Source organism: Nocardioides sp. JCM 18998, from assembly GCF_055391535.1.
The window spans coordinates 4205637-4230898 of sequence record NZ_AP043886.1; the positions used below are offsets into that span (position 1 = coordinate 4205637).

Consider the following 25262-nt stretch of genomic DNA (forward strand, 5'->3'; position numbering starts at 1 on the left):
CTGTCAGCCGAGCATCCGGATGCTGGTCGGGACCAGGCTGCCGAGGAAGGAGAACTCCGCGCCCTTGCCGAAGGACGGCAGCACGTTGGCGGCGAACGGCACGATGTCGGACTGCTGGTAGAGCGCGGCCTCGGCCGCCTTCCAGGTGTCGCAGCCCTCGGCGCCGTTCATCGCCATCGCCTTGGTGACGTCGGCGGAGTAGTCGGCGTTGTCGATGCCGGAGAAGTTGGTGCCCCCGTCGGCAGCGCCGGCGCCCGAGAGGAACGGGACCACCTGGTCGGGGTTGCTGACGTTGACGGGCTCCCAGGCCAGGTCCCAGTCGCCGCTGCCGAAGAGGGTGCCCTGGAGGGCGGCGGTGCCCTTCTGCTGGAAGCTCGCGTCGATGCCGGCGTCCTTCCATGCCTTGACGGCGAGCTCTCCGGCAGCGCCGGCACCCGTGCCCATGGCGCTGTCGACGAGCAGGTTGATCGTCACCTTCTTGCCGTCCTTGGCATAGAAGCCGTCGGAGCCCTTGGCGTAACCGGCCGCCTCGAGGGTGGCGTCGGCGGCCGCGGCGTCGAACGACGGCAGATTGCCGCTGATGGCGTCGTAGGTGCAGACCGTCGGCGGCAGCAGGGTCAGCTGGGTCGGCGTCTTGCCGGTGCCCCCCGTGAGCGCCTTCATCAGGGCGTTGAGGTCGACGGCCTGGGTGAGCGCCTTGCGTACGGCCGGGTCGCTGGTGGCGTGGCCCTTGGCGTGGTTGAGCCACTCCTCGCCGATCATCGCGAGCGTGTCGACCTGGAAGAGCTTCATCGCCGAGAGCCGCTGGGCGTCCGGGCCGAGCACCGCCGCGCTGTTCAGCGTCCCGGCGATCAGCTCGTTGGCGGTGGTGGTCGGGTTCTCGATGACCTTGACGACGATCTTGGCCGGCATGCCCTTCTCGGCCGTGGTCGCGCCCGCCGGACCCCACGTGTAGCCCTTGCGAACGTCGTAGGTGTAGTGGTCGCCGGGTACGGCCTCACTGAGGACGTACGGACCGGTGCCGTCGGTCGCGCTCTTGAGGGTGGAGCGGTCCTTCATGCCGGCGTCGCAGACCATCGGGAGGTTCGCGAACGCCGCCAGCACGAACGGCGACGGCGAGGCCAGGGTGACGGTGACCGTCGAGCCCGAGGCGGTGGCCTTCGCGCCCGCCGGGACGAAGACACCCAGGTACGGGCTCTTGTTCTTCGGGTTCTCGACGTAGGTGATGTTGTCGGCTGCGGTCTGGGCGGTGAAGGGCGAGCCGTCCGCGCAGGTGACGCCGTCGTTGAGATCGAACGTGACGGTGGTGCCGTCGACCTTCCAGCTCTTGGCGAGCTGCGACTGGATCTGGCCCTTGGTGTCGAGCGAGACCAGCGAGTCGTAGGCGAGGACGTTGGCCTGGAAGAGCGCCTGCCCGACACCGCTCTGCGGGTCGAGGGCGCCCGGGTCGGACGAGGAGGCCATCGTGAAGGTGGCCCCGTCGACGTAGGTCTTGGCACCGCTGCCGGAGCCGTTCGAGTCGGAGCTGCCACAACCAGCGAGGCTGAGGGCGGCGCCCACCGTGAGCGAGACGGCCACGACGGCGTTCTTCCGGATGGACCTCATGTGGTTCCTCTTTCTGGTGGGTTACGCAGCCCGCGCGACGACGCGGCCGTAGTGGACGTACTTGGCGAGGCCGGCCTCGTTGCGGCCGACGAACGCGAAGATGGGGTGGATGCCGTACATCGATCCCAGCGAGATGAACGAGTCGCCCTCGAAGTGCACGAGCTCGGCCACCAGCGGCTTCTCGCCGATCTCGGCGTGGATGTCCTTGGGCACCCGCTCGAGCCACAGCGAGCCGTCCGCGCGCTTTTCGACGGTGATGTCGTAGATGGTGTCGGCGTAGCGCCCGACGTACGGCGTGACGTCGACCTGCTGGGGCTCGGCCGGCGGCACCTTGTTGCCGGGCAGCGTGACGCCCGCGAGGTCGGTGAGCAGCTGGCCGACGACAGCGCGGTACAGGCCGAGGAAGTCGTCGCCGCCGTTGGTCAGCAGCGCGATCGCGACGCCCGCGGTCGGCACCCAGCGCATGAAGGCGTACTGGCCGATGGTGCCGCCGTCGTGGCCGATCACGGTGTGGCCGTCGTGCTGCTCCATCTCCCAGCCCAGGCCCCAGAAGCCGCCCATCAGCGCGAGCGAGGGCACCGTGACCTGCACGGACTGCATCTCGGCGACCGTCTCGGGCCGCAGGATCCGGGTGCCGTCGGGTGCGGTGCCCCCGTCGGCGTGCATCCGGATGAGGCCGAGCAGGTCGCGCGCGGTCATCGCGAGCATCGAGCCGGCCGGTGCGTTCGAGTGCGCGAGCGCCCAGGTCGGGGCGGCCGCCAGGACGCCGTCCTCGCCGGGGACGTGGCCGGTGGCGGCACGGAACCGGATGGCCTCGTACGGGCTGGGCGAGACGCTGGCCAGGGCGAGCGGCTCGGCGAGCCGCTCCATCAGGACCTGGTCGAACGGCTTGCCGCGCAGCACCTCGATCAGGCGGCCGAGGACCACGAAGCCGGTGTTGTTGTACGAGAAGACCTCGCCCGGCTCGAAGAGCTGCGGGATCTCGTGGATCGAGGCGAGGTACTTCTCCAGGGCATCGTCGCCGCGACCGGTGTCGGTGAAGATGTCGCCCTCGAAGCCGGCGACGTGGCACAGCAGCTGACGGGTCGTGATCGACGCGGTGGCGACCTTGTCGCCGACCTCGAACTCGGGCAGGTAGGTCCGCAGCGGCCGGTCGAGGTCGATCAGCCCGTCGTCGACCAGCTGCATCACCAGCGCGCTGGTCCACAGCTTGGTGACCGACCCGATCTGGAAGACGGTGTCGGTGTCGACCTCGACACCGGTACGCAGGCTCGCCACCCCGGCGCCCGCGGCGGCGACCTCGCCATCGACGAGGACCGCGACCGACGCCCCGGGGACACCGTGCTCGGCGACCAGGCGGGCGAGGTGGGCGTCGAGCCAGGCCTGGACGTCGGCCACTGCAGTCATGCGGTCAGGCTAGAACGCCGACCGCACCCGCGGCGTTGTCCGATCCGACAAGTGCTTTACGCAGTTGCTGTCGGATCGGACAAGCGGCAGGGATCGCTCCCCCTCAGGCCCAGACCTCCGCCGCCACCCGGCGGAAGTTGCCGCCGAGAATGCCGCGGACCGCCTCGTCGGGATACCCGCGGGCGAGCAGCTCGCGCTCGAGGGTGAGGCTGACCTCCGGCTCGATGAAGCCGATCGGACCCCACTTGGTGTACTCCTCAGGAAAGAGCTCGGGCTGCTCCTCGATCCCCATCACCAGGTCGTCGGCGTCGAACGAGTAGTCGGTACCGAGCCCGACGTGCTCCCAGCCGACCAGCTCGACGCCGTAGTCGATCATCGCGACGTACGCCTCGATGGTGGCGGTGTTCTCACCCAGGAAGATGCCGATGCCGGGCACGCCGATGACACCGCCCCCGGCGGCGCACTCGCGGGCCGCCTCGTCGGTGATGTTGCGGACGTGGTTCCAGCGCCCCTGGAAGCCCGAGTGCGAGTAGATCATCGGCTTCTCGGAGACCTCGGAGAGGCCCAGGCCCGTCCGGACGCTGGTGTGCGAGCCGTCGACGAGCATGCCGACCGCGTTCATCTCCTTGACCAGCTCGCGACCCCAGGCGGTGAGCCCGGTGTCGTCCTTCTCCAGGCAGCCGACGCCGGCCTTGTTCGCGAGGTTGTAGCTCACGCCCAGCGAGCGGACGCCGAGGTCGTAGAACTCCTTGACCATCGCCAGGTCGCCCTCGAGCGGATTGGAGCACTCGAGGTCGAACGCGACCACCATCCGGCCCTCGGCGTGCGCGGCGTCGATCTCGGCGACGGTGCCGACCAGGGCGAGCTCGGGGTGGCGGGCGACGTCGGCGGCGAACTGCCGGGCGAAGCCGACCGACTCCTCGCGCGAGTGCGGCTGGTAGCCGACGTTGAGGCAGACGTACGCGCCGCCCTCACGGCGGAACCGCAGCACGTCGTCGACGTCGGCCTCCGGCGCGAGCGGCAGGCAGGCGTGCTGCTCCCAGAAGAGGCGGGTGTTCGTCACGGCGGGGGCGCTGGTCATGCGGCGCACCTTAACCGAGCCGGCACCCGCAGATCTCGAGGCTAGGCCGACGGCGACCCCGGTGAGATCGCCTCACCGGTACGGGGCAGGGCGGCCGCGGGCGCGCGGATCGGCTCCTCGACCCGCTCGACCACGATCCGCTTCACCACCGCGCTGATCGCCTCGCTCACGGCCTCGGGCGTCTCGCCCTCCATGCCCTCGAGATGCTCGAGGATCCAGTCGCGCAGCTGGGCACTGAGCCGGTCGATGGCCGCACTCCCCTTGGGCGTCATCGTCAGATCGTTCAGCTCGCCGGCGACATAGCCCTCGGTGACCATCCGGGCGAAGAGCGGCTCGAGGACCGGCGGCGGCAGGTAGCGCGAGCGGGCGATCACGACGAGGTCCGCTCGCCGTCCGGCCGCGGTCAGACCGTGCACCTGCACCAGCGCCCAGATCCCGGCCGCGTCGAGCCCGGCGCCCGTCGACTCCAGCACCTCCAGGACATGATCACGACGGCGGCCGTAGAGCAGGTACGCGATCCGACGGGAGAGGATCTCGACGTTGGGCAGCGACTCGGGCGCCCCGAAGCCGGTGCCGAGGTCGCTGGCGACCGGCGCGAGACTGTCGGCCAGTCGGACCTGAGGCAGGAACAACGCCAGGACGAACGCCACCAGCGCGACCGGCGCCGCCCAGAGGAAGACGTGCGAGAGCGACACGGAGAAGGCGTCCACGATCGGGCCGATCAGGTCCGACCCCAGGGCGTGCAACGCGCCGGGGGTCGCGACGTCCTGCGGCGTCACACCGGGGCTCTGTGCCAAGGCGCCCGGCAGGCGGTCGGCGAGGAAGTTGGCATAGAGGGTGCCGAAGATCGCCGACCCGAACGCGCTTCCCATCGTGCGGAAGAAGGTCACCCCGGAGGTGGCCACCCCCAGCTCCTGGTACGGCACCGAGCCCTGGACGATGATGGTCAGCACCTGCATGCTCAGCCCGATCCCCAGGCCGAGCACGAACAGGAAGGAGTCCGCCGCCCATCCGCTGGTGCCGGGATCCATCCGCGAGAGCAGGAACAGCCCCAGCGCCATCACCAGCGAGCCGATGACGGGGAAGATCTTGTACCGGCCGGTCTTTCCCACGATGTTGCCGGCCAGCACCGAGGTGATCAGCAGGCCGAGCACCAGCGGCAGCATCCGCAGGCCGGAGGCGGTGGCCGAGTCTCCCTCGACGTACTGGAAGAACGTCGGCAGGAACGTCATCGAGCCCATCATCGTGAACCCGACCACGAAGCTCAGCCCGCAACAGACCGCGAACACGGTCTGCCGGAACAGCGCCATCGGTAGGATCGGCTCCTCCACCCGCAGCTCGACCACCACGAACAGGCCCAGGATCACCACGCCGCCCACCAGCAGCCCGATGATCTGCCACGAGCCCCACGGATACGTGGTGCCGCCCCAGCTGGTCGCCAGGACCAGCGCCGCGGCGCCCGCCGAGACCGCCACCATGCCGAGGAAGTCGATCCTCGGACGGGCGCCGCCCGGCACCTGGGGGATGAACCGGCCGGCGGCGATGATCACCACGATGGCCAGCGGCACGTTGACGTAGAAGCACCACCGCCAGCTCAGCTGATCGGTGAACAGCCCGCCCAGGAACGGTCCGATCACCGTCGCGACGCCGAAGACCGCGCCCAGCGCGCCCTGGAACTTCCCGCGCTCGCGCAGCGGGATGATGTCGGCGATCAGGGCCGTCGCCGTCACGGTGAGTCCGCCCGCGCCCAGGCCCTGGATCGAGCGCGACGCGATCAACCACGTCATGCCCTGGGACAGGCCGCACATGGCCGAGCCGAGGATGAAGACCGTGACGCTGGTCTGGAAGACCACCTTGCGGCCGAACTGGTCGCCCAGCTTCCCGACCACGGCGGTCACGGCCGTCTGGGCCAGGAGGTACGCGGTGACGACCCACGACATGTGTGTCCCGCCGCCGAGGTCGCCCACGATCGTCGGCAGGGCTGTCGCCACGATGGTTCCGTCCAGCGCGGCCAGCAACATCCCCAGCGCGATCGTGGCGAAGGCGATCGTGCGCGCTCGGCCCGTGAGGACGATCGGTGCGCGAGGAGCCGCTGCCGGCGGTGCCGTGGTCGCTGCCATGGACCGAACCTCGTCGCGTTCGCCGTCTCCTGCCTCCCCCGGCACGGGTGAGTGGCGGGCGAGCGGTGCGATTCGCCTATCGGCGCGGCGGGCTCTCCGGCCCTGAGATCTCTGCGAACCTCGTACGGTGTGCCGGCCGCCTGGCTAGCATCGCCGCGGGCCGCCGAACCGAGGGAGCACGATGGCACAGGAGCTCACGCTGCCGGACGCTGCGCCACGCGAGGCCGAGTTCGGACACGATGCGCTGATCGTGTGCGACAACCTCGTCCGGATCTACCAGACCGAGAGCGTCGAGGTGCAGGCGCTCCAGGGGCTCGACCTGCTGGTGCACGCCGGCGAGATGATCGCCGTCGTCGGCGCCTCCGGATCTGGGAAGTCGACGCTGCTCCACGTCCTCGCCGGGGTCGACGCCCCGACCGCGGGCCGGGCGAGCGTGGCCGGCCACGACCTGGGTGATATGCGCCGCGCCGAGCGGGTCCACTACCGCCGCAAGGTCGTCGGATTCGTGCGCCAGCAATCGGCGCGCAACCTGGTGCCCTATCTGACAGCCCGCCAGGTCGTGGATCTTCCCCTGACCATCGCGGGGGTGGCACGCAGGGCGCGCCGCTCCCGTGTCGACAGCGTGCTGGAGATCCTCGGCGTGGCGCAGTGCGCCGATCGCAGGCCTCATCAGATGTCCGGCGGCCAGCAGCAGCGCGTCGCGCTCGCGGTGGCGCTGGCCAACCAGCCGCATGTCCTGCTGGCCGACGAGCCGACCGGTGAGCTCGACAGCGAGACCGCCGAGGAGGTGTTCGCCGCGCTGCGTACCGCTAACCGGGAGCTGGACGCGACGGTGGTCGTCGTCACCCACGATCCGGCGGTGAGCGGACAGGTGGCCCGTACGGTGGCGATCCGCGACGGCCGAACGAGCAGCGAGATCCTGCGCGTCGACGCCGGAGACGACGCCCCGGGTATCGCCGAGGAGTACGCCGTCATGGACCGCGCCGGACGCGTGCAGGTGCCCCGCGAGTTTCGCGAGGCGCTCAACCTGACGCGCCGCGTCCGGTTGGCTCTGACCGAGGATCACGTCGAGATCCGCTCCGACGACCGAGGCGGGGAAGGGTGACCCCCTCCGCTGAACCGATCATCGCGGCACGGGGATTGAGCCGCACCTACGGCACGGGGCCCACGACGACACATGCCCTGCGCGAGGTCTCGTTCGACGTACGTCCCGGAGAGATGGTGGCCGTGGTGGGGCGGTCGGGATCGGGCAAGACCACGCTCCTGAATCTCCTGGGTGGCCTGGACAAGCCCGACGGCGGCACGCTGCGAGTGGCCGGCACGGACATCGGCGACCTCGACGACCGAGGGCTCAGCCGCATGCGACGGGAGACGATCTCCTACGTCTTCCAGACGTTCGGCCTCATCCCGACACTGACCGCCGGCGAGAACGTCGGAGTGCCGCTCCGCATGCGGCGGATGCCGGTCGCCGAGCGCGAGAAGCGCGTCGACCTGCTGCTCGAGCTCGTCGGCCTGCGAGACCACGCACGGCAGCGTCCGGCGGAGCTCTCCGGCGGACAGCAGCAGCGGGTCGCGATCGCGCGCGCGTTGGCGGGATCGCCGCGACTGCTCCTGGCCGACGAGCCCACCGGTCAGCTCGACGCCGAGACAGGACTGGCGGTGATGGCGCTGCTGCGGGCCATCGTCGACTCCGAGGGCGTCACCGCCGTGGTCGCCACCCACGACCCCGTGATGATGGCACTCGCCGACCGGGTCCTCACGATCGCCGACGGGCAGATCGTTGATGGGCGGATCGCGGGCTGAGATGCCTTTCCGATGCTGATCCTCGTCCTCCGGCGTGCCCGCGTGCAACGGAGCATGCTCGCTGCCGTCGTCGGGCTGGTCGCCGTCGCGGCCTGCCTCGTCGGCGTGTGCGCGCTGCTGCTGAGCGTCACGCAGGACCGCGCCTTCCAGGTCGAGGTCGAGCGTGCCCAGCCGAGCAGCGTGGACGTGACCGCCTACCTCGTCGACCTTCCCGGAAGCGAGCTGCCCGACGCCCTGTCCCGCGCCCGGAGCGCTGTCACGGATGTCATGACCCCCATGCGCCCCACCGTCACGGCGAGCGCCTTCGGGCCGATGCGCCGGCTGACGGGCGACGGGGTCGCGTACCTCGCCACCGACGACGCCTTCAGCAGCCGTGCGGTCCTGACCGCGGGACGCTGGCCCCGATCGGAGTCGCCGCGACCCGAGGTTGCGATACCGGCTGTGGCAGCCGGGCTCCTCGGGCTGCACCTGGGCGACAGCGTGACACTGGGCCAGGAGCTCGACACGACCGGCGGAACGAACGCGGATCAGTCCGTCACGGTCGTCGTCGTCGGTACGTTCGAGGCCCGTCTCGGGCCCGGTTGGGAGACCGACCCGTTGTCCGGGGAGGGCTACCTCGCCGCCTGGGCCCACGGTGCGACCTCCCCGCCCGCGTACGGCCCGTTCGTGCTCGGTGATGCCGCGTTCCGGGCGACCGGCTCGTACGTCGACGGGCTGCGCGTCACCGCCCACCCCACGCTCGCGCTGGCGCGGCGCGCCACCCTCGACCAGGCCGCGCACGGTCTGGACCGCGCTTCGGCGCTCCTCACCGACGGGGTCGGCAGCCGGGTCGAGATCACCCGGGTGGCCTCCGAGCTGCCCCAGACGCTCAGCCGGATCCACGCCCAACAGAGCGCCACGCGCTCGACAGTGCTGGTGGTCATGCTGCTCGGGGTGGCGCTCTCCGTCGCGGCGGCACTCCTGGCCGGCTGGCTGGTGGCCTCGCGCCGCGACGACGAGCGCGCGCTGCTCGTCACGCTCGGCCTCAGCCGCCGCCAGCAGCTGACCGCTGCGCTGACGGAGGCGGGCCTGCTCGCCGCGGCCGCCGCCGTGCTCGCCGTCCCGGCTGCGGCGCTCGTCCATGGACTGTTCACCCGCCTGCCCGCCCTCCGTGCGGCGGGGCTGGCGCAGCGACCGACCGTCACGCTCCCGTTGGTGGCGAGTGTTCTCGCGAGCAGCCTGTTGCTGACGCTCACGCTGGTCATCACCGCGCTGGACGCCGGCACGGCGACCGACCGGAGCGCTCGACACCGGTTCGCGATCCGGCGTGGCCTCGACGTGCTCCTGGTGCTGGTGGCCGCGGTGTGCTGGTGGCAGCTGCGCACCCAGTCCGCACGGCCAGCCGGCGGGGACGTCGTCCTCACCGTCGCGCCGATGCTCTGTCTCGCCTCCGCCACGTTGCTCCTGGTCCGGCTGGTTCCTGCGGCACTCGGCCTCGCCGCCCGGATGGGGGCCCGCGCTCGCGGTCTGGTGGCTCCGCTCGCCGCACAGCAGGCCGCGCGTCGCCCGCACCACGCGACGGCCATGGTCACGATCGCTGGCGCGATCGCCGTGGTCACGTTCGGGCTGGGGGTGCACGCCACCTGGGAGCGCTCGCAGAGCGACCAGGCGGCGCTCCTGGCGGGCACCGACGCGTCGCTGACCCCCGTCACGTCGGCCGGGCAGCAGTCGACGGCCGCCGTCGAGGCGGCCCAGGCGACGGTTCTGCGAGGTCACACCGTCTCTCCGGTCGTCAGCCGTCCGCTCGCCCTCGGCAGCTTCGTCGGAACGCGCGGATCCTCGCCGGTCATCGTGGGGATGGACGCCACCCACGCCGGCGCGCTGCTGCGCGGGCGGCTGGACGGCGGGAGGACGTGGTCGCAGGTGGGCGCCCAGCTCGCCCCGACCGACGCCGTACGGGGCATCCCGCTGCCTCCGGGTGGCACCGGGATCCGCATCGTGGCGAGGGCTCCGGCCCGGGCAGCACTGCGCGTGACGCCGACCGCCGTCCTCCAGGACGAGGCCGGCATCCGGAGCTCCCTCAGCGCCGGTCCCGTGCCGATGGACGGCCGCGCCCATCCGCTCGTCTGGGCGGCTCCGATCCGGCCGGACCAGCGTCTGGTCGGAGTCCAGTGGCAGCTCGCCGGCCCGGGTGCCCCGGAGTCGGCAACCGTGTCGATCGCGCTCCACATCCCGATGTCAGGCGACCCCAGCCCGGACGCCGCATGGCACGTGCACCCCACGACGGCGAACGGTGGCCTCCTCACCGACGCTGCGGTCTCGGTCGCGTCTGCCGGTTCCGACACCGTCGTACGGACGAGCGCCACCGCCGCCCTCGACTACTTCGGCTACTCGAGCAGCACCCTGCTCGTGACGGCGTTTCCGACGCCCACGGCCGTACCCGTCGCCGCGTCCCAGGACCTCGTCGACGCCGTCGGTGCTCGCAGCGGGACGACGCTGGACGGAGTCCTGCACGGCACGGCCGTCCGGCTCCGCGTGGTCGCCGTCGTGCCGGACGTGCCGTCCGCCCCTGGACAGCCGGCGGTGCTCGCCGACATGGACAGCCTCACCCGCGCGCTGATCGGCGCCGGGGACCTCGATCCAGGCGTCGACGCCTGGTGGATCTCCGATGCACCCGCCAAGACCGTACGCGCCGTGCAGCGGCTTGCCCTCGGCGACATCACCACCCGCTCCGACATCGCCACCGGGCTCGCCGACGGCCCCCTGCGCGTCGCGGTGCCGACGGCTCTGCTCACGCTCGTGGGATCTGCGGGGCTGCTGCTGCTCGCGAGCGTTGCCCTGCTGCTCGCGAGCGACCGGCCGGGCCGATCCGAGGAGGTGTCCCGGCTCCGGGCCCTCGGCCTCACCGCGGGCGAGGCCAGGCGGCTGCTGCTCGTCGAGACCACCGCGTCCCTCCTCCCCCTCGCGCTCGTCGGGGCGCTTGCCGGCGCCGCCACATCCGCGGCCGTGGGACCGGCCCTCATACGCTCCGACGTCGGTGGTGCGCCGGTGCCGGCGGCGATCGTGGTCTGGCCGTGGGGCGCAGGGCTCCTGCTCGTCAGCGGCCTGACGCTCGGCGCCCTCGCGATCTCCGCAGCGCTGACAGCGGTCCACGTCCGTGCCTCGGACCCGGTGTACGTGCGGACGGAGGGCGTCTGATGTTGCGACCACGCTGGCACGGGCCGACCATCGTCGGTCGTCTGCGCAGCGACGCCGCGCTCCTGATCCTGATCGGGCTGGTCGTCGCCCTGACGACCCTGCTGACAGCAGTGGTGGCTCCGCTCGGCGACAGCGCGGCCGACCGCACGGTCGCTGCCGCGGTGCGCGATGCGGGGACCAACGCCGACGTCGTCGCCACCTCGCCCCGCCACGGTGACGACCCGTTCTGGCGAACGCGCGACCCTCACGCCGCCGACGAGCTGAGGCAGGTGGCGGATGACGCCCAGGAGCAGCTCCCGGCACGCCTGGCACGGGTCCTCGGCCCCGGCATCACGACGTTGACCACGTCGCAGCTGCATCTGCTCGATGGCGGGCCGGGGCGTTCGCTGCGGCTCACCTACGTCGACACGCCGGCCGGCCCGCCTGCGACCACCTTCGTCTCGGGTGGCCCGCCGACGGCCAGCGGCCGCCCGGACGACGCCGACATCTCGCTCGACGCCGACGCCCCACCGTGGCCCGTCCAGGTGGCCGTGTCCCGTGCGGTGGCGCGAGCGCTGGACGTCGGTCCCGGTGACCGCATCCCGGCCGAGGACGAGGAGCACCGCCAGATCCGGATCCGGATCAGCGGCGTGTACGACGCCGCCGAGCCAGGGAGCGCCGTGTGGCAGCACTCCTCCGACCTGCTGACGCCGACCCGGAGCGTGGCGGACGGCCTCGAGCTGATCAGTGGCGCGGCGCTCGTCTCGGCGGCTTCCCTCCCGGACCTGCGCATCGCCGTGCCTCCGCAGGACCTCGCCCACCACATCAGCTATCCGCCCCGTCCGTCACTCATGCGCTGGCACGACGCCACCGCACTGACGCAGGACGTCGCGTACCTGCAGGCGGCCGCCGACACCAGCCCCAGCGACCTCTCCTGGGACGGCCTGCTCGGCCGGGTCCTCGCCGATGCGCACGACCGGGTCGCGGCGGCCCAGGGGCAGGCACAGGTCATCCTCGTGGGCCTGGTGATCTGCGCCCTGCTGGTGCTCGCCCTCGCGGCGCGGCTGTTGGTCGAGCGCCGTGCCGGACCGGTGACGCTGGCGCGCGAGCGAGGCGCGTCACTGTCCGATATCGCGCTGGAGCTCCTCGTCGAGTCGCTGCTCGTCGTCGCCGTCGCCGCCGCGCTCGGACTGGCCGGCGCCCGGCTGCTCGCCGGCGGCGTGGGGTGGGCATGGTCGGTTCCCGTCGTCCTGGTGGCCGCCGCGTCCGCTCCCGTGTACGGCGCGCTCCAGGCTGCCCGAGCGACCAGCGCGCGGCGTGTTCCCGCCAACCGGTCGGCCAAGCGTGCTCTCGACCGCGCGCAGCGCGCCCGGAGGCTGGCGATGGAGATCGCCGTGCTGGCCGCCGCGGTCCTGTCCCTGGCGGCGCTCCACCAGCGCGGGATCGTACGAGAGAGCGGCTGGAGGAGCCTGACGGCGGCCGCAGCCGCCACCGCCTGCGCGGTCGCCGGCACGATCATCGGTGCCCGCCTGCTCGTTCCCGGGCTGCGGCTGAGCCTGCGTGCGGCGCGACGTTCGACCGGCGGCGTTCGGCTGCTGGTCGCCGCGCGGCTCACCCAGGCCGCGACGAGGACGCTGCCGCTGCTGGCCGTCACGGTGGCGGTCGCTCAGCTCACCTTCGGCATCGCGCTGGCCGCGACCGAGCACCGAGGGCAGGAGGCCGGTGCCCTTCTCGCCGTCGGCGGCGATGCACGGTTGACGACCACCCCCGACCAGGAGCTGGAGACGACGGCCCGACGCGTGGCGAGCGTGAGCGGCGTCCGCGCGGCCGTCGCCGGTCGGGTGGTCGATGACGTGCAGGTGCTCTCGCAGCGCAGTGCCGCCGCGGTCAGGCTGGTCGTCGTCGACGCAGCCGCGTACAGCGGGCTGCTCGCGAGCAGTCAGCTGCCGGATGCTCCCCAGCTCTCGCGGCTCCTGGACGGCGCGACGAGCGACGTGCCGGCTCTGCTGCTCGGCGGCGACGACGGCCTGCGCGACGGCGCCGTCCTGCACTGGGAGGACACGTCGCTGCACCTGGACATCGTCGGCACCGCACCGCGGGTGGACGCGTCGATCGAGCCGGTGGTGGTCGTGGACGCGGGGGCTCTGGCGCGCACAGGCGTGTCGGCAGAGCCCGATACGGTCTGGGCGGTCGGGCCGGGAGCCGCGGATGCGCTGCGCCACGCCAGCGGACCCTCGGGCTCGGTCATCACCTACGCCCACGAGCTGGACAGTCGCCGGCGGGCCCCGCTCGCCGCCTCGCTCGCCACGCTGGCCGCCATGTCGAGCATCCCTCTGCTCGTCCTGGCGATCCTCGGGGTGGTGCTCGCCGCCGCGGCGGAGGCGCCTGCTCGCAGCCAGTCGGCCGGCCGGCTCCGCTCGCTCGGCATGGCCGACGCCGACCTCAGGCGAGTGCTGGCCGGTGAGGTCCTGACGAGCGCCGCCCTGGCCACCCTCGCCGGCCTGGCGTTGGGCCTCGGCTGCGTGCTCGTCACCTTCGGATCCCTCTCCCTCGAGCGGATCACCGGTCAGACGTCGACACCACATGTGGTCGTGCCATGGTGGACGCCGCTTGCCTCCGGCGCGGTGGTGGCGAGCGCGCTGGCCGTCGTTCTCATCGAGTGGCAACGCCTCCGACGACGCGTCCTGGCCGAGCTGTTGCGCAGCTGACCATCTGTTCCCCGAGAGCTGCCTGTTGATCAGGCCGAAGGCAGGCCATCGAGGACAGCGGTCATGTCCCTCACCGTGTCGTTGGCGATCTTCTCGAACAGGATCTTCGTCAGCGGGTCGGCGAGCTTGGCGACGCCATGCATCTCGATGACCGCCTCGTACGTGATCTCGCTGCCGGCACCGCGCGGCACCACCGTGATCGTGTCGGTCGAGGTCGCGCTGTCGTTGGTCCCGACGAAGACGAGGCGATCGGCTCCGACCTCGGTGAGCTGGTAGGTCAGCTCGGTCGTGCGCCCGGCGACCTTCGAGCGATTGTGCCAGCGGGTCCCGACGCCGATCGGCCCGTCGTCGAGGCGGGTGCACGACTGCGTGCCCGGGTCCCACTGTTCCGCGTGGGCGAAGTCCTTGAGGTAGTCCAGGACGACGGGCTGGGGCGGGGTGACGGCGAAGGTACGGCTCACGGTGATCATGGGTCCAGCATGCGGATCCCTACCAAGGATCCGCTGCTCAGGGCCGCTTCGATCTGGTGGGCGCAGAGGGACTCGAACCCCCGACATCTTGCTTGTAAGGCAAGCGCTCTAACCAACTGAGCTATGCGCCCGTGACGCGACGGCACAGCCTACGGGGTGGGCGTCACGCGGGGTCAAAACCTGGAAGGCGAGGCCGCCGGGAAATGAGTCGAGCCGGTGGCGTCTCGGGTCACCACCGGCTCAACGACCAGGAGACTACAACCCTGTCAGGACACTATGCGCGACTTTCAACAACCTGCCGCGACCGGTCTAGACCTGACGCTCCTCGACGGCGGCCGCGAGCTCGCGCAGGTGCTCGTCGAGGTCGCGTCCCTCCGCGGCCGCGTTGTGCACCGACCAGCGCACGATGCCCTGCTTGTCGATGACGTAGGAGGAGCGTCGCGGGTTGCCACGCGCCTCGTCGAAGACGTCGTACGCCCGCGACACCTCGCCGTGGGGCCAGAAGTCGGAGAGCAGCGGGAAGTTCAGCCCGTCGCTGTCGGCGAACGCCCGCAGCGCGAACATCGGGTCGCACGAGATCGCGATCGCCTCGGTGTCGAACGTCATGAACTCCGCCAGCCGGTCGCGGATGCCCGCCATCTCCCCCGTGCACACGCCCGAGAAGGCGTAGGGGTAGAAGAACAGCACCACCGCCTTGCTGCCGCGGTAGGAGGAGAGGCTCACCTCCTGGCCGAACTGGTCGCGCAGGGTGAAGTCGGGCGCGGGCCCGCCGATCTCCAGGCCGCTCATGCCGGGGCCCCGCCGCTCCACTCGACGAGCTCGCGCTTGAGCACCTTGCCGGTGGCGTTGCGGGGCAGCTCGCCCATCACGACGATCTCGCGCGGCACCTTGAAGCGGGCCAGGTGGTCCTTGACCCAGCCCTTCAGGTCGTCCTCGTCCACCGGGCGACTGACCACGACGAACGCGCGCAGTCGCTTGCCGAACGCGGTGTCGTCGACGCCTATACACGCCACCTCGACGACCGCCTCGTGCCGGGCCAGGCAGTCCTCGACCTCCTTGGGGAAGACGTTCTCCCCACCGGAGACGATCATCTCGTCGTCGCGACCCTCGACGTAGAGCCGGCCGTCGCGATCGAAGCGACCCACGTCCCCGGACGACATGAGGCCGTCGACGACCTCCTTGCCGCCACCGCCGGTGTAGCCCTCGAAGAGCAGGCTGTTGCCGACGAAGATCCGGCCGGCCTCGCCCTTCTCCACCTCGGCGCCGAGCGGGTCGAGGATCTTCACGACCGTGCCCCACGGCGGCTTCCCGGCCGACGTCGGTGCGGTGCGCAGGTCCTCAGGGGTGGCGATCGAGGCGTACGCGACCTCGGTCGAGCCGTAGATGTTGTACAGGTTGTCGCCGAAGCGGTCCATCCACTCCAGCGCCAGGTCGCCGGGGAGCGCGGAGCCCGACGAGGCGACCACCTTGAGCGCGGAGAGGTCCGGGCGCTGCGTCGACTCCACCGCGAGCATCCGCTGCAGCATCACCGGGATGACCACCAGCGAGTCGCAGCCCTGCGTGACCTCGAGCGCGTCGGCCGGATCGAAGCGTCGCCGGAGCACCATCGTCGAGCCGAGCAGCATCGCCAGCATGAGGTGCGCGAAGCCCCAGGTGTGGAACAGCGGCGCCGCGATGTGCGTGCGCCAGCCCTCCTTGAGCGGCATCCGCGACAGCAGCGCGATCGCGGAGTCGATGCCTGCCTCGTTGCGTGGCGCGCCCTTCGGCGTGCCGGTGGTGCCCGAGGTCAGGATGATGATCCGGCCGTGCCGACCCGGCGAGGGGAGGTCGGTGTCGTTGCCGCGCGAGGTGAGCTCCTCGAGCGTGTCGACGCCCGCCGCGCTCAGGGCCGAGCGGTCACTGTCGGTCCAGGCGATGATCCGCTGCTCGATCTCCGCGCCGGCCAGCAGGCTGACGAACTCCTCGTCGTGGATGACCACGCGCGGCTTCTCGCGGGCGAGCACGTCGACCAGCTGCGGGCCGGCGAAGGCGGTGTTGAGGTACAGCGCGTCGGCGCCGAGCTTGGCGACCGCCACGGTGGCCTCGACGAAGCCGCGGTGGTTGCGGCACATGATGGCGACGCCGTCGCCCTCACCCACCCCGCGATCGGCGAGCGCACGCGCGAGCACGTTGGTGCGCCGATGGATCTCGCCGTACGTGATCTCCCCGAGCTCGTCCACGATCCCGACCCGGTCGGGATAGCGGGTCGCGAGCATCGTGAAGCCCCCGGCCGGGCCGAGGCCCCAGTCCAGGACCGCCTTGCCCAGGCGCGCCAGCACCGCGGGCGAGAACGGCTTGACCACGCCCGAGCCGGCCAGGACCAGCGCGCCGGATCCGGCGGAGACGGCCTTGGACAGCGCCTCGGAGGGACGCAGGATCATCCGACGTTCTTCGGAGCCAGGAGTCTCGTCGCGGTCCACTCGCCGCTGACGGCGGCGGTGGTGGTCTGGGACAGGCCGGCGATGGGCGCCGCTTCTGCGATGTCGGCAGGGTCGACCGCACCGGGCCGTCCCACCTTCGGTGTGAGGAGCCAGATGGCGCCACCACCGACGAGGTCGGTCAAGGCGTCGACGAGTCCGTCGACCAGGTCGCCGTCGTCCTCGCGCCACCAGAGCAGCACGGAGTCCACGACGTTGCCGTAGTCGCCGTCGACCATGTCGGCGTCGAGCGCGTCCTCGATCGCGACCCTGAGCGTGTCATCGGTGTCGTTGTCCCATCCCAGCTCCTGGATGACCATTCCGGTCTTGAATCCCAGGCGCTCGGCGGGTCCCGCCGGGCCAGTCTGGGTGGAGCCTCCACCCGCGGTCGAGCTCACGTCGTCCTCCGCATCTTGTCGCTGACATGTCGTCTCACCGTCGGCAGCATCGCCACGGTGGTGAGTAGTCCAGCGGGTTTCGGCCGGGTACGCAACCCTGTCCGCCCCGCTGGACCACTCCACGGTTCCCACGAACGGCGAGCAGCACTACCTGACGACCGACACGATCGACGTCCCGGGGCCGTCGCCCGGCCCCCTCCGAGCCGCCCGGGGCAGCGACAGGAAGTGCCGCTGGAAATCGGTACTCATCAGTAAATTTCCCCCTGCCCACGCGAGTGGCACGATTCGATATGTGACCGAAGAAAACACCCCTGCTTCCGGCACGCCGGCCACCGTCATCCATGAGGGCCTGCCGACCCAGCTCCCGGACATCGACCCCGACGAGACCCGCGACTGGCTGGCCTCCTTCGACTCGATGGTCGACGCGCGTGGTCGCGACCGTGCGCGCTACGTCATGCTCCGCCTGCTCGAGCGCTCTCGCGAGCGCGCCGTAGGCGTCCCCGCTCTTCGGAGCACCGACTTCATCAACACGATCCCCCCGGAGCGCGAGCCGTGGTTCCCGGGCGACGAGGACACCGAGCGCCGGGTCCGGTCGATGATCCGGTGGAACGCGGCGATGCTCGTCTCGAGCGCCAACAGCAAGGGCCTGGAGGTCGGCGGCCACATCGCCACGTACCAGTCCTCCGCCTCCCTCTACGAGGTCGGCTTCAACCACTTCTTCCGCGGCAAGGACCACCCGGGCGGTGGCGACCAGGTCTTCTTCCAGGGTCACGCCGCGCCCGGCATCTACGCCCGCGCCTTCCTCGAGGGCCGCCTCTCCGAGGAGGCGCTCTACCGCTTCCGCCAGGAGGCGCAGCACGGCATCGGCCAGGGCCTGTCGTCCTACCCCCACCCGCGCCTCATGCCGGACTTCTGGGAGTTCCCCACCGTCTCCATGGGCCTGACGGGCATCAACTCGATCTACCAGGCGCGGTTCAACCGCTACCTGCAGAACCGCGGCATCAAGGACACCTCGCAGCAGCGCGTGTGGGCCTTCCTCGGCGACGGCGAGATGGCCGAGCCGGAGTCGATGGGCGCCCTGCGGATCGCGGCCCGCGAGGAGCTCGACAACCTCACCTGGGTCATCAACTGCAACCTGCAGCAGCTCGACGGCCCGGTCACCGGCAACGGCAAGATCATCCAGGAGCTGGAGGCCAACTTCCGCGGCGCCGGCTGGAACGTCATCAAGGTCGTCTGGGGCCGCGAGTGGGACGACCTGCTCGCCCGCGACGTGGACGGCGTCCTGGTGAACAAGATGAACTCCACGCCGGACGGCGCCTTCCAGACCTTCTCGGTCGAGAACGGCGCGTACAACCGCGAGCACTTCTTCGGTCCCGACCCGCGTCTGCGCGCCATGGTCGAGCAGCTCAGCGACCGCGACATCGAGAAGCTGCCGCGCGGCGGCCACGACTACCGCAAGGTGTACGCCGCGTTCGACTCGGCCGCCAAGCACGTCGGCCAGCCGACCGTGATCCTGGCGCACACCATCAAGGGCTGGACGATCGACGCCCTGATGGGCAAGAACGCCACCCACCAGATGAAGAAGCTCACCGTCGAGGACGCCAAGAAGTTCCGCGACCGCCTCGAGATCCCGATCACCGATGCGGAGATCGAGGAGAAGTACGCCGCGACCGGCAAGTTCCCGCTCTACAACCCGGGCGCGGACTCCGCGGAGATCAAGTACATGATGGAGCGTCGTCGGGTGCTCGGTGGCGCGCTGCCGCGTCGCGAGAACCGCTCGCAGCCGCTCGAGCTGCCGGGCGACAAGACGTACGCCGAGCTGAAGAAGGGCGCCGGTGGCCACAAGGTCGCCACCACGATGGCGACCGTCCGCCTGCTCAAGGACTGGATGCGCGACCCGGTGATCGGCAAGCGCATCGTGCCGATCGCGCCGGACGAGTACCGCACCTTCGGCATGGACGCGATGTTCCCGTCGGCCAAGATCTACGACCCGGCGGGTCAGCAGTTCGAGGGCGTCGACCGCAACATGCTGCTCCAGTACAAGATGTCGACCTCGGGTCAGATGCTGCACGAGGGCATCTCCGAGGCGGGCGCGATGGCCTCGGCCATCGCCGCGGGCTCCGCGTACGCCACCCACGGCGAGGCCATGATCCCGTTCTACATCTTCTACTCGATGTTCGGCTTCCAGCGGACCGGCGACTCGATCTGGGCGATGGCCGACCAGATGTCGCGCGGCTTCCTCGTCGGTGCCACCGCGGGTCGCACCACCCTGACCGGTGAGGGCCTGCAGCACGCGGACGGCCACTCCCCGCTCATCGCCTCCACCAACCCTGCGGTCGTGCACTACGACCCGGCGTTCTCCTACGAGGTCGCGCACATCATGCGCAGCGGTCTCGAGCGGATGTACGGCACCGGCGGCAAGGACGGCAAGGGCGAGGACGTCATCTTCTACCTCACCGTCTACAACGAGCCGGTCGCGCAGCCGGCCGAGCCCGAGGGCGTCGACGTCGAGGGCATCCTCAAGGGCATCCACCAGGTCTCCACCGGCGAGGGTGACGGACCGCGCGTCCGCCTGCTCGCCTCGGGTGTCGGCTTCCCGTGGGTCGCCGAGGCCCAGCGCCTGCTCCGCGAGGACTGGGGCGTCGTCGCCGACACCTGGTCGGTCACGTCGTGGAACGAGCTGGCCCGCGACGCCGCTGCGGCGGAGCACTGGAACCTCAACAACCCCTCCGCCCCGGCCCGGACCGCCTACGTCACCGACAAGCTGTCCGGCTCGGACACGCCGGTCGTCGCGGTCTCGGACTACATGAAGGCGGTCCCGCTGCAGATCGCCCGCTGGGTCCCGGCCGACTACCGCGTCCTGGGCGCCGACGGCTTCGGCTTCGCCGACACCCGTCCGGCCGCTCGTCGCTTCTTCCAGATCGACGCCCCGTCGGTCGTCGTCCAGGCCCTCCAGGCCCTGGCCGACGCCGGCAAGATCGACCGCTCGGTCGTGGCCAAGGCGTTCGAGACGTACCGGATCGACGACCCGACCACGATGCGTGGGGTGAAGCAGGAGGGCGGCGACGCCTGATCGCCCCTCCAGCGTGACGAAGGCCCTGCGAGATGCGTCTCGCAGGGCCTTCGTCGTCCTCGGATCAGGCCAGCTCGGAGGCGACGCCCTCCTCGCGGACGGCGCGCAGCACCGGCGCCGGAGCGCCGGTGGTGAGCAACCGCCGCCAGCGTGCACGCGAGTACGACGCGGGGACCGTCGAGTCGACGAAGTCGATCAACAGGTCGGCGAACTGCTCCGGATGATCCTTGTGCGGGAAGTGCCCGGTGTTCGGCATCACGGTGACCTGCGCCTTGGGCGCGAACTGGGTCGCGGTCTGCGCGTGGTGGGCGGGCAGGACGCGGTCGTCCGCGCCCCAGACGACGCACAACGGCATCAGCTCGGTGAGGTAGGCGCGATCGCGCATCGTGATGTTCTGCCCGTGCCAGTCCATCACGCCGGTGACCAGCTTGTGCACCGCGTAGCGCGAGCGCGGGTCCTTGAGCGTCTCCACGATGTCGGCGACCTCGTCGAGGTCACGCAGGTCGCGCAGACCGGTCGCCTTGAGCGCACGCAGGATGGTCGTGCCGGCCTGGCGGATCCCCGGCGCCGTGAGCAGGCCGAGGGTGTACTGGTAGCCCGGCAGGCCCAGTGCACGGATCAGCACCGTGACCTCCTTGCCCAGACCGCCGGCGTTGACCAGCACGAGCCGCTCGGTGCGCTCGGGGAACTGGTAGGCGAACTGCATCGCCACCGCACCACCGAAGCTGTGCCCCACCACCGTCACCTTGTCGACGCCCAGGACGGTGAGCAGGTCGCGCATGCCGTTGGCGTAGCCACCCGGGCTGTAGTCACCGCGCGGCTTGTCCGACTCGCCGTGACCGAGCAGGTCGGGGGCGATGAGGGTGTACTTCTCGCCCAGCCGGTCCCAGACCGGATCCCAGGTGTGGCGGTCGCATGCGAGGCCGTGGAGCAGCAGGAGGACGGGTGCGGTGCCGATCTCGCGCCCGCCGATGCCGTACGCCCGGCGGTGCCCGTGCACCGTCGCGAAGCTGGTCGGCGGGACGGTCATCCCCGTCTTCGTGCTCATGGCTACCCCTCTTGCGCCCGGTCACCCGATTCTGACCGATCGTTCAGACTCTATTCAACCGGTGGTCATGCGCCGGTACGAGTACCCATCGGCAACCACCGCCTGTCCAGAAGGACTCCGGGCACCGCCGGGTGGGAGGATCAGCCCGTGATGTCGCGCCCCGACCTTGTACCCGGAGCCCTCGCGCTGCAACGCGCCACCGGCCGGCTGGCCACCTCCGCGACCGGCCGGATGGAGTCGGACTTCCCGTGGTTCGCCGCGCTCTCGGCGCAGGAGCGCTCCTGGGTCGGGATGATCGTGCAGGCCGGCATCCAGGGCTTCGTCCAGTGGTACGCCGAGGGCGTGCACAGCACCGTCGAGCCCGACCTGGCCGCCAGCGTGTTCGGCGCCGCGCCACGAGCGCTGGCCGGCGTGATCACCCTGCAGCAGACCGTCGATCTGATCCGGCTCTCCATCGACGTGGTCGAACAGAGCCTGGACGAGGTGCTGGGCGCCGACGAGGCGGTGCCGGTGCGCACCGCGATCGGGCACTACGCCCGCGAGGTCGCCTTCGCCACCGCGGCGGTCTACGCCCGCGCCGCCGAGCAGCGCGGTGCCTGGGACGCCCGGCTCGAGGCGCTGGTGGTCGACGCGATCCTGCGGGCCGACCCCGACGAGGCCGTGCTCGGCCGCGCCGGGGCCCTCGGCTGGGGCGCACGCGGCTCGATCATGGTGGTGCTCGGCACCGCTCCAGCCGGCCACGAGGAGACCGACCTCTTCGAGGAGGTACGCCGCCGGGCCCGAGCGGCCGGGCTCCACGCGCTGTGCGCGATCCAGGGCGAGCGCCTGGTGATCGTGCTCGGCGAGGTCACCGACGAGCGCGCCGGCGCCGCCGCCGTCGCCGGTCTCTTCGGCCCCGGCCCGGTGGTCGCCGGCCCCCTCGCCACCGACGTCGCGCACGCGCACGCCTCCGCGGCCGGGGCCCAGGCCGCCTTCCGGGCCGCACCCGGATGGCCGGGCGCGCCCCGCCCGGTGCTGGCGGACCAGCTGGTGGTCGAGCGGGCGGCGGCCGGCGACGAGACAGCGCGCGAGCAGCTCGTCACGGACATCTACCGCCCGCTGACCGAGCGCCCCGCCCTCGTGGAGACGCTGACCGCCTACCTCGAGTCCCGCAGCAACCTCGAGGCCGCGGCGCGCCGGCTCTTCGTGCATCCGAACACCGTCCGCTACCGGATCCGGCAGATCGCCGACGTCACCGGTCTGACCCCGAGCCAGCCCCGCGATGCCTTCGCGCTCGCCACCGCGTTGGTCCTCGGACGCCAAGCGGACGCTTGATTTGTAGGACACCTACAAAATTCGGGGCGACATCTTCGGAGGGTCCCGAGAGGCCTACCCCGAGGTAGATCGGCAGAGTTGAACCCGTGCTCGTCATCGTCGCGCCGGGTCAGGGCGCTCAGACCTCCGGATTCCTCACGCCGTGGCTCGAGGACCCGCTCTTCGCGGGCCGCCTCGAGTGGCTCTCGACCGTGGCCGGTCTCGACCTCGTCCACTACGGCACCGTCGCCGACGACGAGACGATCCGCGACACCGCGATCGCCCAGCCACTGCTCGTCGGCGCGGGCCTGGTCGCGGCCCTCGACCTCTTCCCGCACCCGGCCGACGCGTTCGAGCTGGTCGGCGCGGTCGCCGGCCACAGCGTCGGCGAGCTCGCCGCCGCGGCCGGCGCCGGCGTGATCAGCGCCGAGCAGGCGATGGTCCTGGTCCGCGAGCGCGGCCGCCTCATGGCCGAGGCCGCCGCCGTCACCCCCACCGGCATGAGCGCCGTCCTCGGTGGCGACCGCGACGAGGTCCTCGCCGCGATCGCGCGGCACGGCCTCACGCCCGCCAACGACAACGGCCCCGGCCAGATCGTCGCCGCCGGCACCCTGGAGCAGCTCGCGGCGTTCGCCGACGACGCTCCGTCCAAGGCGCGCGTCATGCCGCTCAAGGTCGCCGGGGCGTTCCACACCAGCCACATGGCGCCTGCGGTCTCCCGCATGGAGCGCCTCGCGCGCTCGGTGTCCGTGCACGACCCGCGTACGCCCGTCGTCAGCAACCGCGATGGCCGGATCGTCCACCACGGCCGCGAGGTCCTGGACCGGATCGTCGGCCAGATCGCCCGCCCGGTGCGGTGGGACCTGTGCCTGGAGACGCTCAGCGACCTCGGTGTCACCGGCGTCCTCGAGATGCCACCGGCCGGCACCCTGACCGGCATCATCAAGCGCCAGCTCAAGGGCGTCGAGACCTTCGCGCTCAAGACCCCCGACCAGCTCGACGACGCCCGCGCGTTCTGCGAGAAGCACGGCGAGCGCAGCGTCATCGGCACCAGCCCGACCTGGCGGATGGTCGTCTCCCCCGCCAAGGGCACGTTCCACCTCGCCGAGGAGGCCCGCGACCGCGACCTCATCGCCGCCGGCGCCACCATCGGCGCCGTCGCCAGCCTGCGCGACCGCATCGACATCCCCGCCCAGCACGGCGGCCAGGTCGTCGAGTGGCTCGTCGAGGACGGCGACCTCGTCTCCCCCGGCCAGCCGCTGGTCCGCCTCCACCCCGAGGGTGGCCACTGATGCCGATCCAGGAGTCCGCCGGCGCGCGCCACGCCCGCATCCTCGGCGTCGGCGGCTACCGGCCCAGCCGCGTCGTCCCCAACAGCGAGATCGTCGAGGCGATCGACTCGAGCGACGAGTGGATCCGCACCCGCTCCGGCATCACCGAGCGGCGCTGGGCGACGCCCGAGGAGACCGTGCAGATGATGGGCGTGGCCGCGTCCCGCAAGGCGCTCGAGGCCGCCGGCCTGGAGCCGCAGCAGATCGACTGCGTCATCGTCGCCACCGTCAGCCACATGATCCAGACGCCCTCGGTCGCGGCCCTGATCGCCGACGAGCTCGGCACCGACCACCCGGCCGCCTTCGACATCTCGGCGGCCTGTGCGGGCTTCTGCCACGGCATCTCGATGGCCAGCGACTTCGTCCGGGGAGGCAGCGCCAAGCACGTCCTGGTGATCGGCGTCGAGCGGCTCTCGGACCTGACCAACCTCAACGACCGCGGCACCGCGTTCATCTTCGCGGACGGCGCCGGCGCGGCCATCGTCGGACCCAGCGATGAGCCGGGCATCGGCCCGGTCGTCTGGGGCTCGGCCGGCGAGCAGGCCGACCTGATCAAGCAGAACGTCGACTGGATCACCTGGGGCACCGCCGCCGAGCCGATCGGCCAGCCCTATCTGGCCATGGACGGCAACCCCGTCTTCCGCTGGGCGTCCTTCTCGATGGCCAAGATCGGCCTCGAGGCGCTCGACAAGGCCGGTGTCACGCCCGAGGAGCTCGACTGCTTCGTGCCACACCAGGCCAACATGCGCATCGTCGATGCGCTGGCCCGCTCGATGAAGCTCCCCGAGTCGGTCAAGATCGCCCGGGACATCGCGACGATGGGCAACACGTCGGCCGCCTCGGTCCCGCTCGCTCTGGAGCGGATGATCGAGGAGGGCGAGGCGAAGTCCGGAGACACCGCTCTCCTGATCGCCTTCGGCGCCGGGCTCGTCTACGCCGCCCAGGTCGTGACCGTTCCATGACCCGCCCCTGATCCACACCCACCCACAGTTCACCCACGGGCTATCGCCCGAACGAAAGAGAAAGGTCGCCTGATGGCCACCACCGAAGAGATCCGCAGCCAGCTCGCCGACATCGTCAACGAGGTCGCCGGCGTCGACGCCGGTGACGTCCAGCTCGAGAAGTCCTTCGTGGACGACCTCGACGTGGACTCCCTCTCGATGGTCGAGGTCGTCGTCGCCGCCGAGGAGGCGTTCGGCGTGACCATCCCGGACAGCGAGGTCAAGAACCTCAAGACCGTCGGCGACGCCGTCAGCTTCATCGAGAACGCTCAGGCCGCCTGAGCCAACCGCTGAACAACAACCTTCTTCCGG

The 25262-nt window shown here is 71.3% G+C and carries 18 protein-coding genes and 1 tRNA gene; 9 read left to right on the top strand and 10 right to left on the bottom strand.

All coding sequences use genetic code 11. The features are described 5' to 3' along the window. Positions 1-3 precede the first annotated feature (3 nt). From ACZ5L9_RS19755 to ACZ5L9_RS19770, 4 genes are all read right to left on the bottom strand, one after another. The gene (locus ACZ5L9_RS19755; protein WP_464531483.1) at positions 4-1605 is read right to left on the bottom strand and encodes an ABC transporter substrate-binding protein; all 1602 of its coding nucleotides are present in this window, start codon (positions 1603-1605) and stop codon (positions 4-6) included. A 21-nt stretch (positions 1606-1626) separates the two neighbouring features. Next, a complete protein-coding gene (locus ACZ5L9_RS19760) occupies positions 1627-3012 on the bottom strand; it encodes a serine hydrolase domain-containing protein (RefSeq protein ID WP_464531485.1) in 1386 nt (461 codons plus the stop codon). A 103-nt stretch (positions 3013-3115) separates the two neighbouring features. Next, the gene (locus ACZ5L9_RS19765) at positions 3116-4093 is read right to left on the bottom strand and encodes a dipeptidase (RefSeq protein WP_464531489.1); all 978 of its coding nucleotides are present in this window, start codon (positions 4091-4093) and stop codon (positions 3116-3118) included. 41 nt (positions 4094-4134) lie between these two features. Further along, positions 4135-6213, bottom strand: coding sequence for an MDR family MFS transporter (locus ACZ5L9_RS19770; RefSeq protein WP_464531490.1), 2079 nt, complete (start codon positions 6211-6213; stop codon positions 4135-4137). Positions 6214-6394: 181 nt separating this feature from the next. Between ACZ5L9_RS19770 and ACZ5L9_RS19775 the strand changes: the two genes are divergently transcribed. The 4 genes from ACZ5L9_RS19775 to ACZ5L9_RS19790 are packed head-to-tail and all read left to right on the top strand — an operon-like array spanning position 6395 to position 13880. Then, positions 6395-7318: an ATP-binding cassette domain-containing protein gene (locus tag ACZ5L9_RS19775; protein WP_464531495.1), complete on the top strand. Its 924-nt coding sequence runs from the start codon at positions 6395-6397 to the stop codon at positions 7316-7318. Continuing rightward, positions 7315-8016, top strand: a complete 702-nt coding sequence (locus ACZ5L9_RS19780; RefSeq protein WP_464531498.1) for an ABC transporter ATP-binding protein — start codon at positions 7315-7317, stop codon at positions 8014-8016. Before ACZ5L9_RS19775 ends, ACZ5L9_RS19780 begins: the two co-directional genes overlap by 4 nt. A 12-nt stretch (positions 8017-8028) precedes the next feature. Continuing rightward, the gene (locus ACZ5L9_RS19785; protein WP_464531501.1) at positions 8029-11193 is read left to right on the top strand and encodes an FtsX-like permease family protein; all 3165 of its coding nucleotides are present in this window, start codon (positions 8029-8031) and stop codon (positions 11191-11193) included. Further along, entirely contained in the window at positions 11193-13880 is a 2688-nt protein-coding gene (locus ACZ5L9_RS19790; protein WP_464531504.1) for an FtsX-like permease family protein, read from the top strand. The genes ACZ5L9_RS19785 and ACZ5L9_RS19790 overlap by 1 nt, the downstream gene beginning before the upstream one ends. A gap of 29 nt (positions 13881-13909) precedes the next feature. On the opposite strand, the gene ACZ5L9_RS19795 is transcribed toward ACZ5L9_RS19790, so the two are convergent. From ACZ5L9_RS19795 to ACZ5L9_RS19815, 5 genes are all read right to left on the bottom strand, one after another. Then, positions 13910-14350 (bottom strand): SRPBCC family protein, encoded by a 441-nt coding sequence (locus ACZ5L9_RS19795; protein WP_464531506.1) that lies wholly within the window; start codon positions 14348-14350, stop codon positions 13910-13912. A 54-nt stretch (positions 14351-14404) separates the two neighbouring features. Beyond that, a tRNA-Val gene (locus tag ACZ5L9_RS19800) sits at positions 14405-14481 on the bottom strand. A 178-nt stretch (positions 14482-14659) separates the two neighbouring features. Then, positions 14660-15139 (bottom strand): peroxiredoxin, encoded by a 480-nt coding sequence (locus tag ACZ5L9_RS19805; RefSeq protein WP_464531510.1) that lies wholly within the window; start codon positions 15137-15139, stop codon positions 14660-14662. Next, positions 15136-16770, bottom strand: coding sequence for an AMP-binding protein (locus ACZ5L9_RS19810; RefSeq protein ID WP_464531513.1), 1635 nt, complete (start codon positions 16768-16770; stop codon positions 15136-15138). The genes ACZ5L9_RS19805 and ACZ5L9_RS19810 overlap by 4 nt, the downstream gene beginning before the upstream one ends. Then, positions 16767-17204 carry a DUF3052 domain-containing protein gene (locus tag ACZ5L9_RS19815; RefSeq protein WP_464531516.1) on the bottom strand — a complete coding sequence of 146 codons (438 nt, stop codon included), beginning with the start codon at positions 17202-17204 and terminating at the stop codon, positions 16767-16769. The genes ACZ5L9_RS19810 and ACZ5L9_RS19815 overlap by 4 nt, the downstream gene beginning before the upstream one ends. Before the next feature lie 292 nt (positions 17205-17496). Here ACZ5L9_RS19815 and aceE point away from each other — a divergent pair, with 292 nt between their 5' ends. Continuing rightward, a complete protein-coding gene (gene aceE / locus ACZ5L9_RS19820) occupies positions 17497-20277 on the top strand; it encodes a pyruvate dehydrogenase (acetyl-transferring), homodimeric type (protein ID WP_464531520.1) in 2781 nt (926 codons plus the stop codon). Positions 20278-20341: 64 nt separating this feature from the next. Here the strand turns inward: aceE and ACZ5L9_RS19825 are convergent, their stop codons facing one another. Then, positions 20342-21325 carry an alpha/beta fold hydrolase gene (locus ACZ5L9_RS19825; protein ID WP_464531523.1) on the bottom strand — a complete coding sequence of 328 codons (984 nt, stop codon included), beginning with the start codon at positions 21323-21325 and terminating at the stop codon, positions 20342-20344. A 150-nt stretch (positions 21326-21475) separates the two neighbouring features. Here ACZ5L9_RS19825 and ACZ5L9_RS19830 point away from each other — a divergent pair, with 150 nt between their 5' ends. The 4 genes from ACZ5L9_RS19830 to ACZ5L9_RS19845 all read left to right on the top strand — a co-directional run bounded on the left by ACZ5L9_RS19830 (position 21476) and on the right by ACZ5L9_RS19845 (position 25232). After that, entirely contained in the window at positions 21476-22639 is a 1164-nt protein-coding gene (locus tag ACZ5L9_RS19830) for a PucR family transcriptional regulator (RefSeq protein WP_464536926.1), read from the top strand. Between the two features lie 86 nt (positions 22640-22725). Continuing rightward, positions 22726-23910 (top strand): acyltransferase domain-containing protein, encoded by a 1185-nt coding sequence (locus ACZ5L9_RS19835; protein ID WP_464531527.1) that lies wholly within the window; start codon positions 22726-22728, stop codon positions 23908-23910. Further along, positions 23907-24911, top strand: coding sequence for a beta-ketoacyl-ACP synthase III (locus tag ACZ5L9_RS19840; protein WP_464536928.1), 1005 nt, complete (start codon positions 23907-23909; stop codon positions 24909-24911). The genes ACZ5L9_RS19835 and ACZ5L9_RS19840 overlap by 4 nt, the downstream gene beginning before the upstream one ends. A 72-nt stretch (positions 24912-24983) precedes the next feature. After that, positions 24984-25232, top strand: coding sequence for an acyl carrier protein (locus tag ACZ5L9_RS19845; RefSeq protein ID WP_464531531.1), 249 nt, complete (start codon positions 24984-24986; stop codon positions 25230-25232). Positions 25233-25262: the final 30 nt, after the last annotated feature.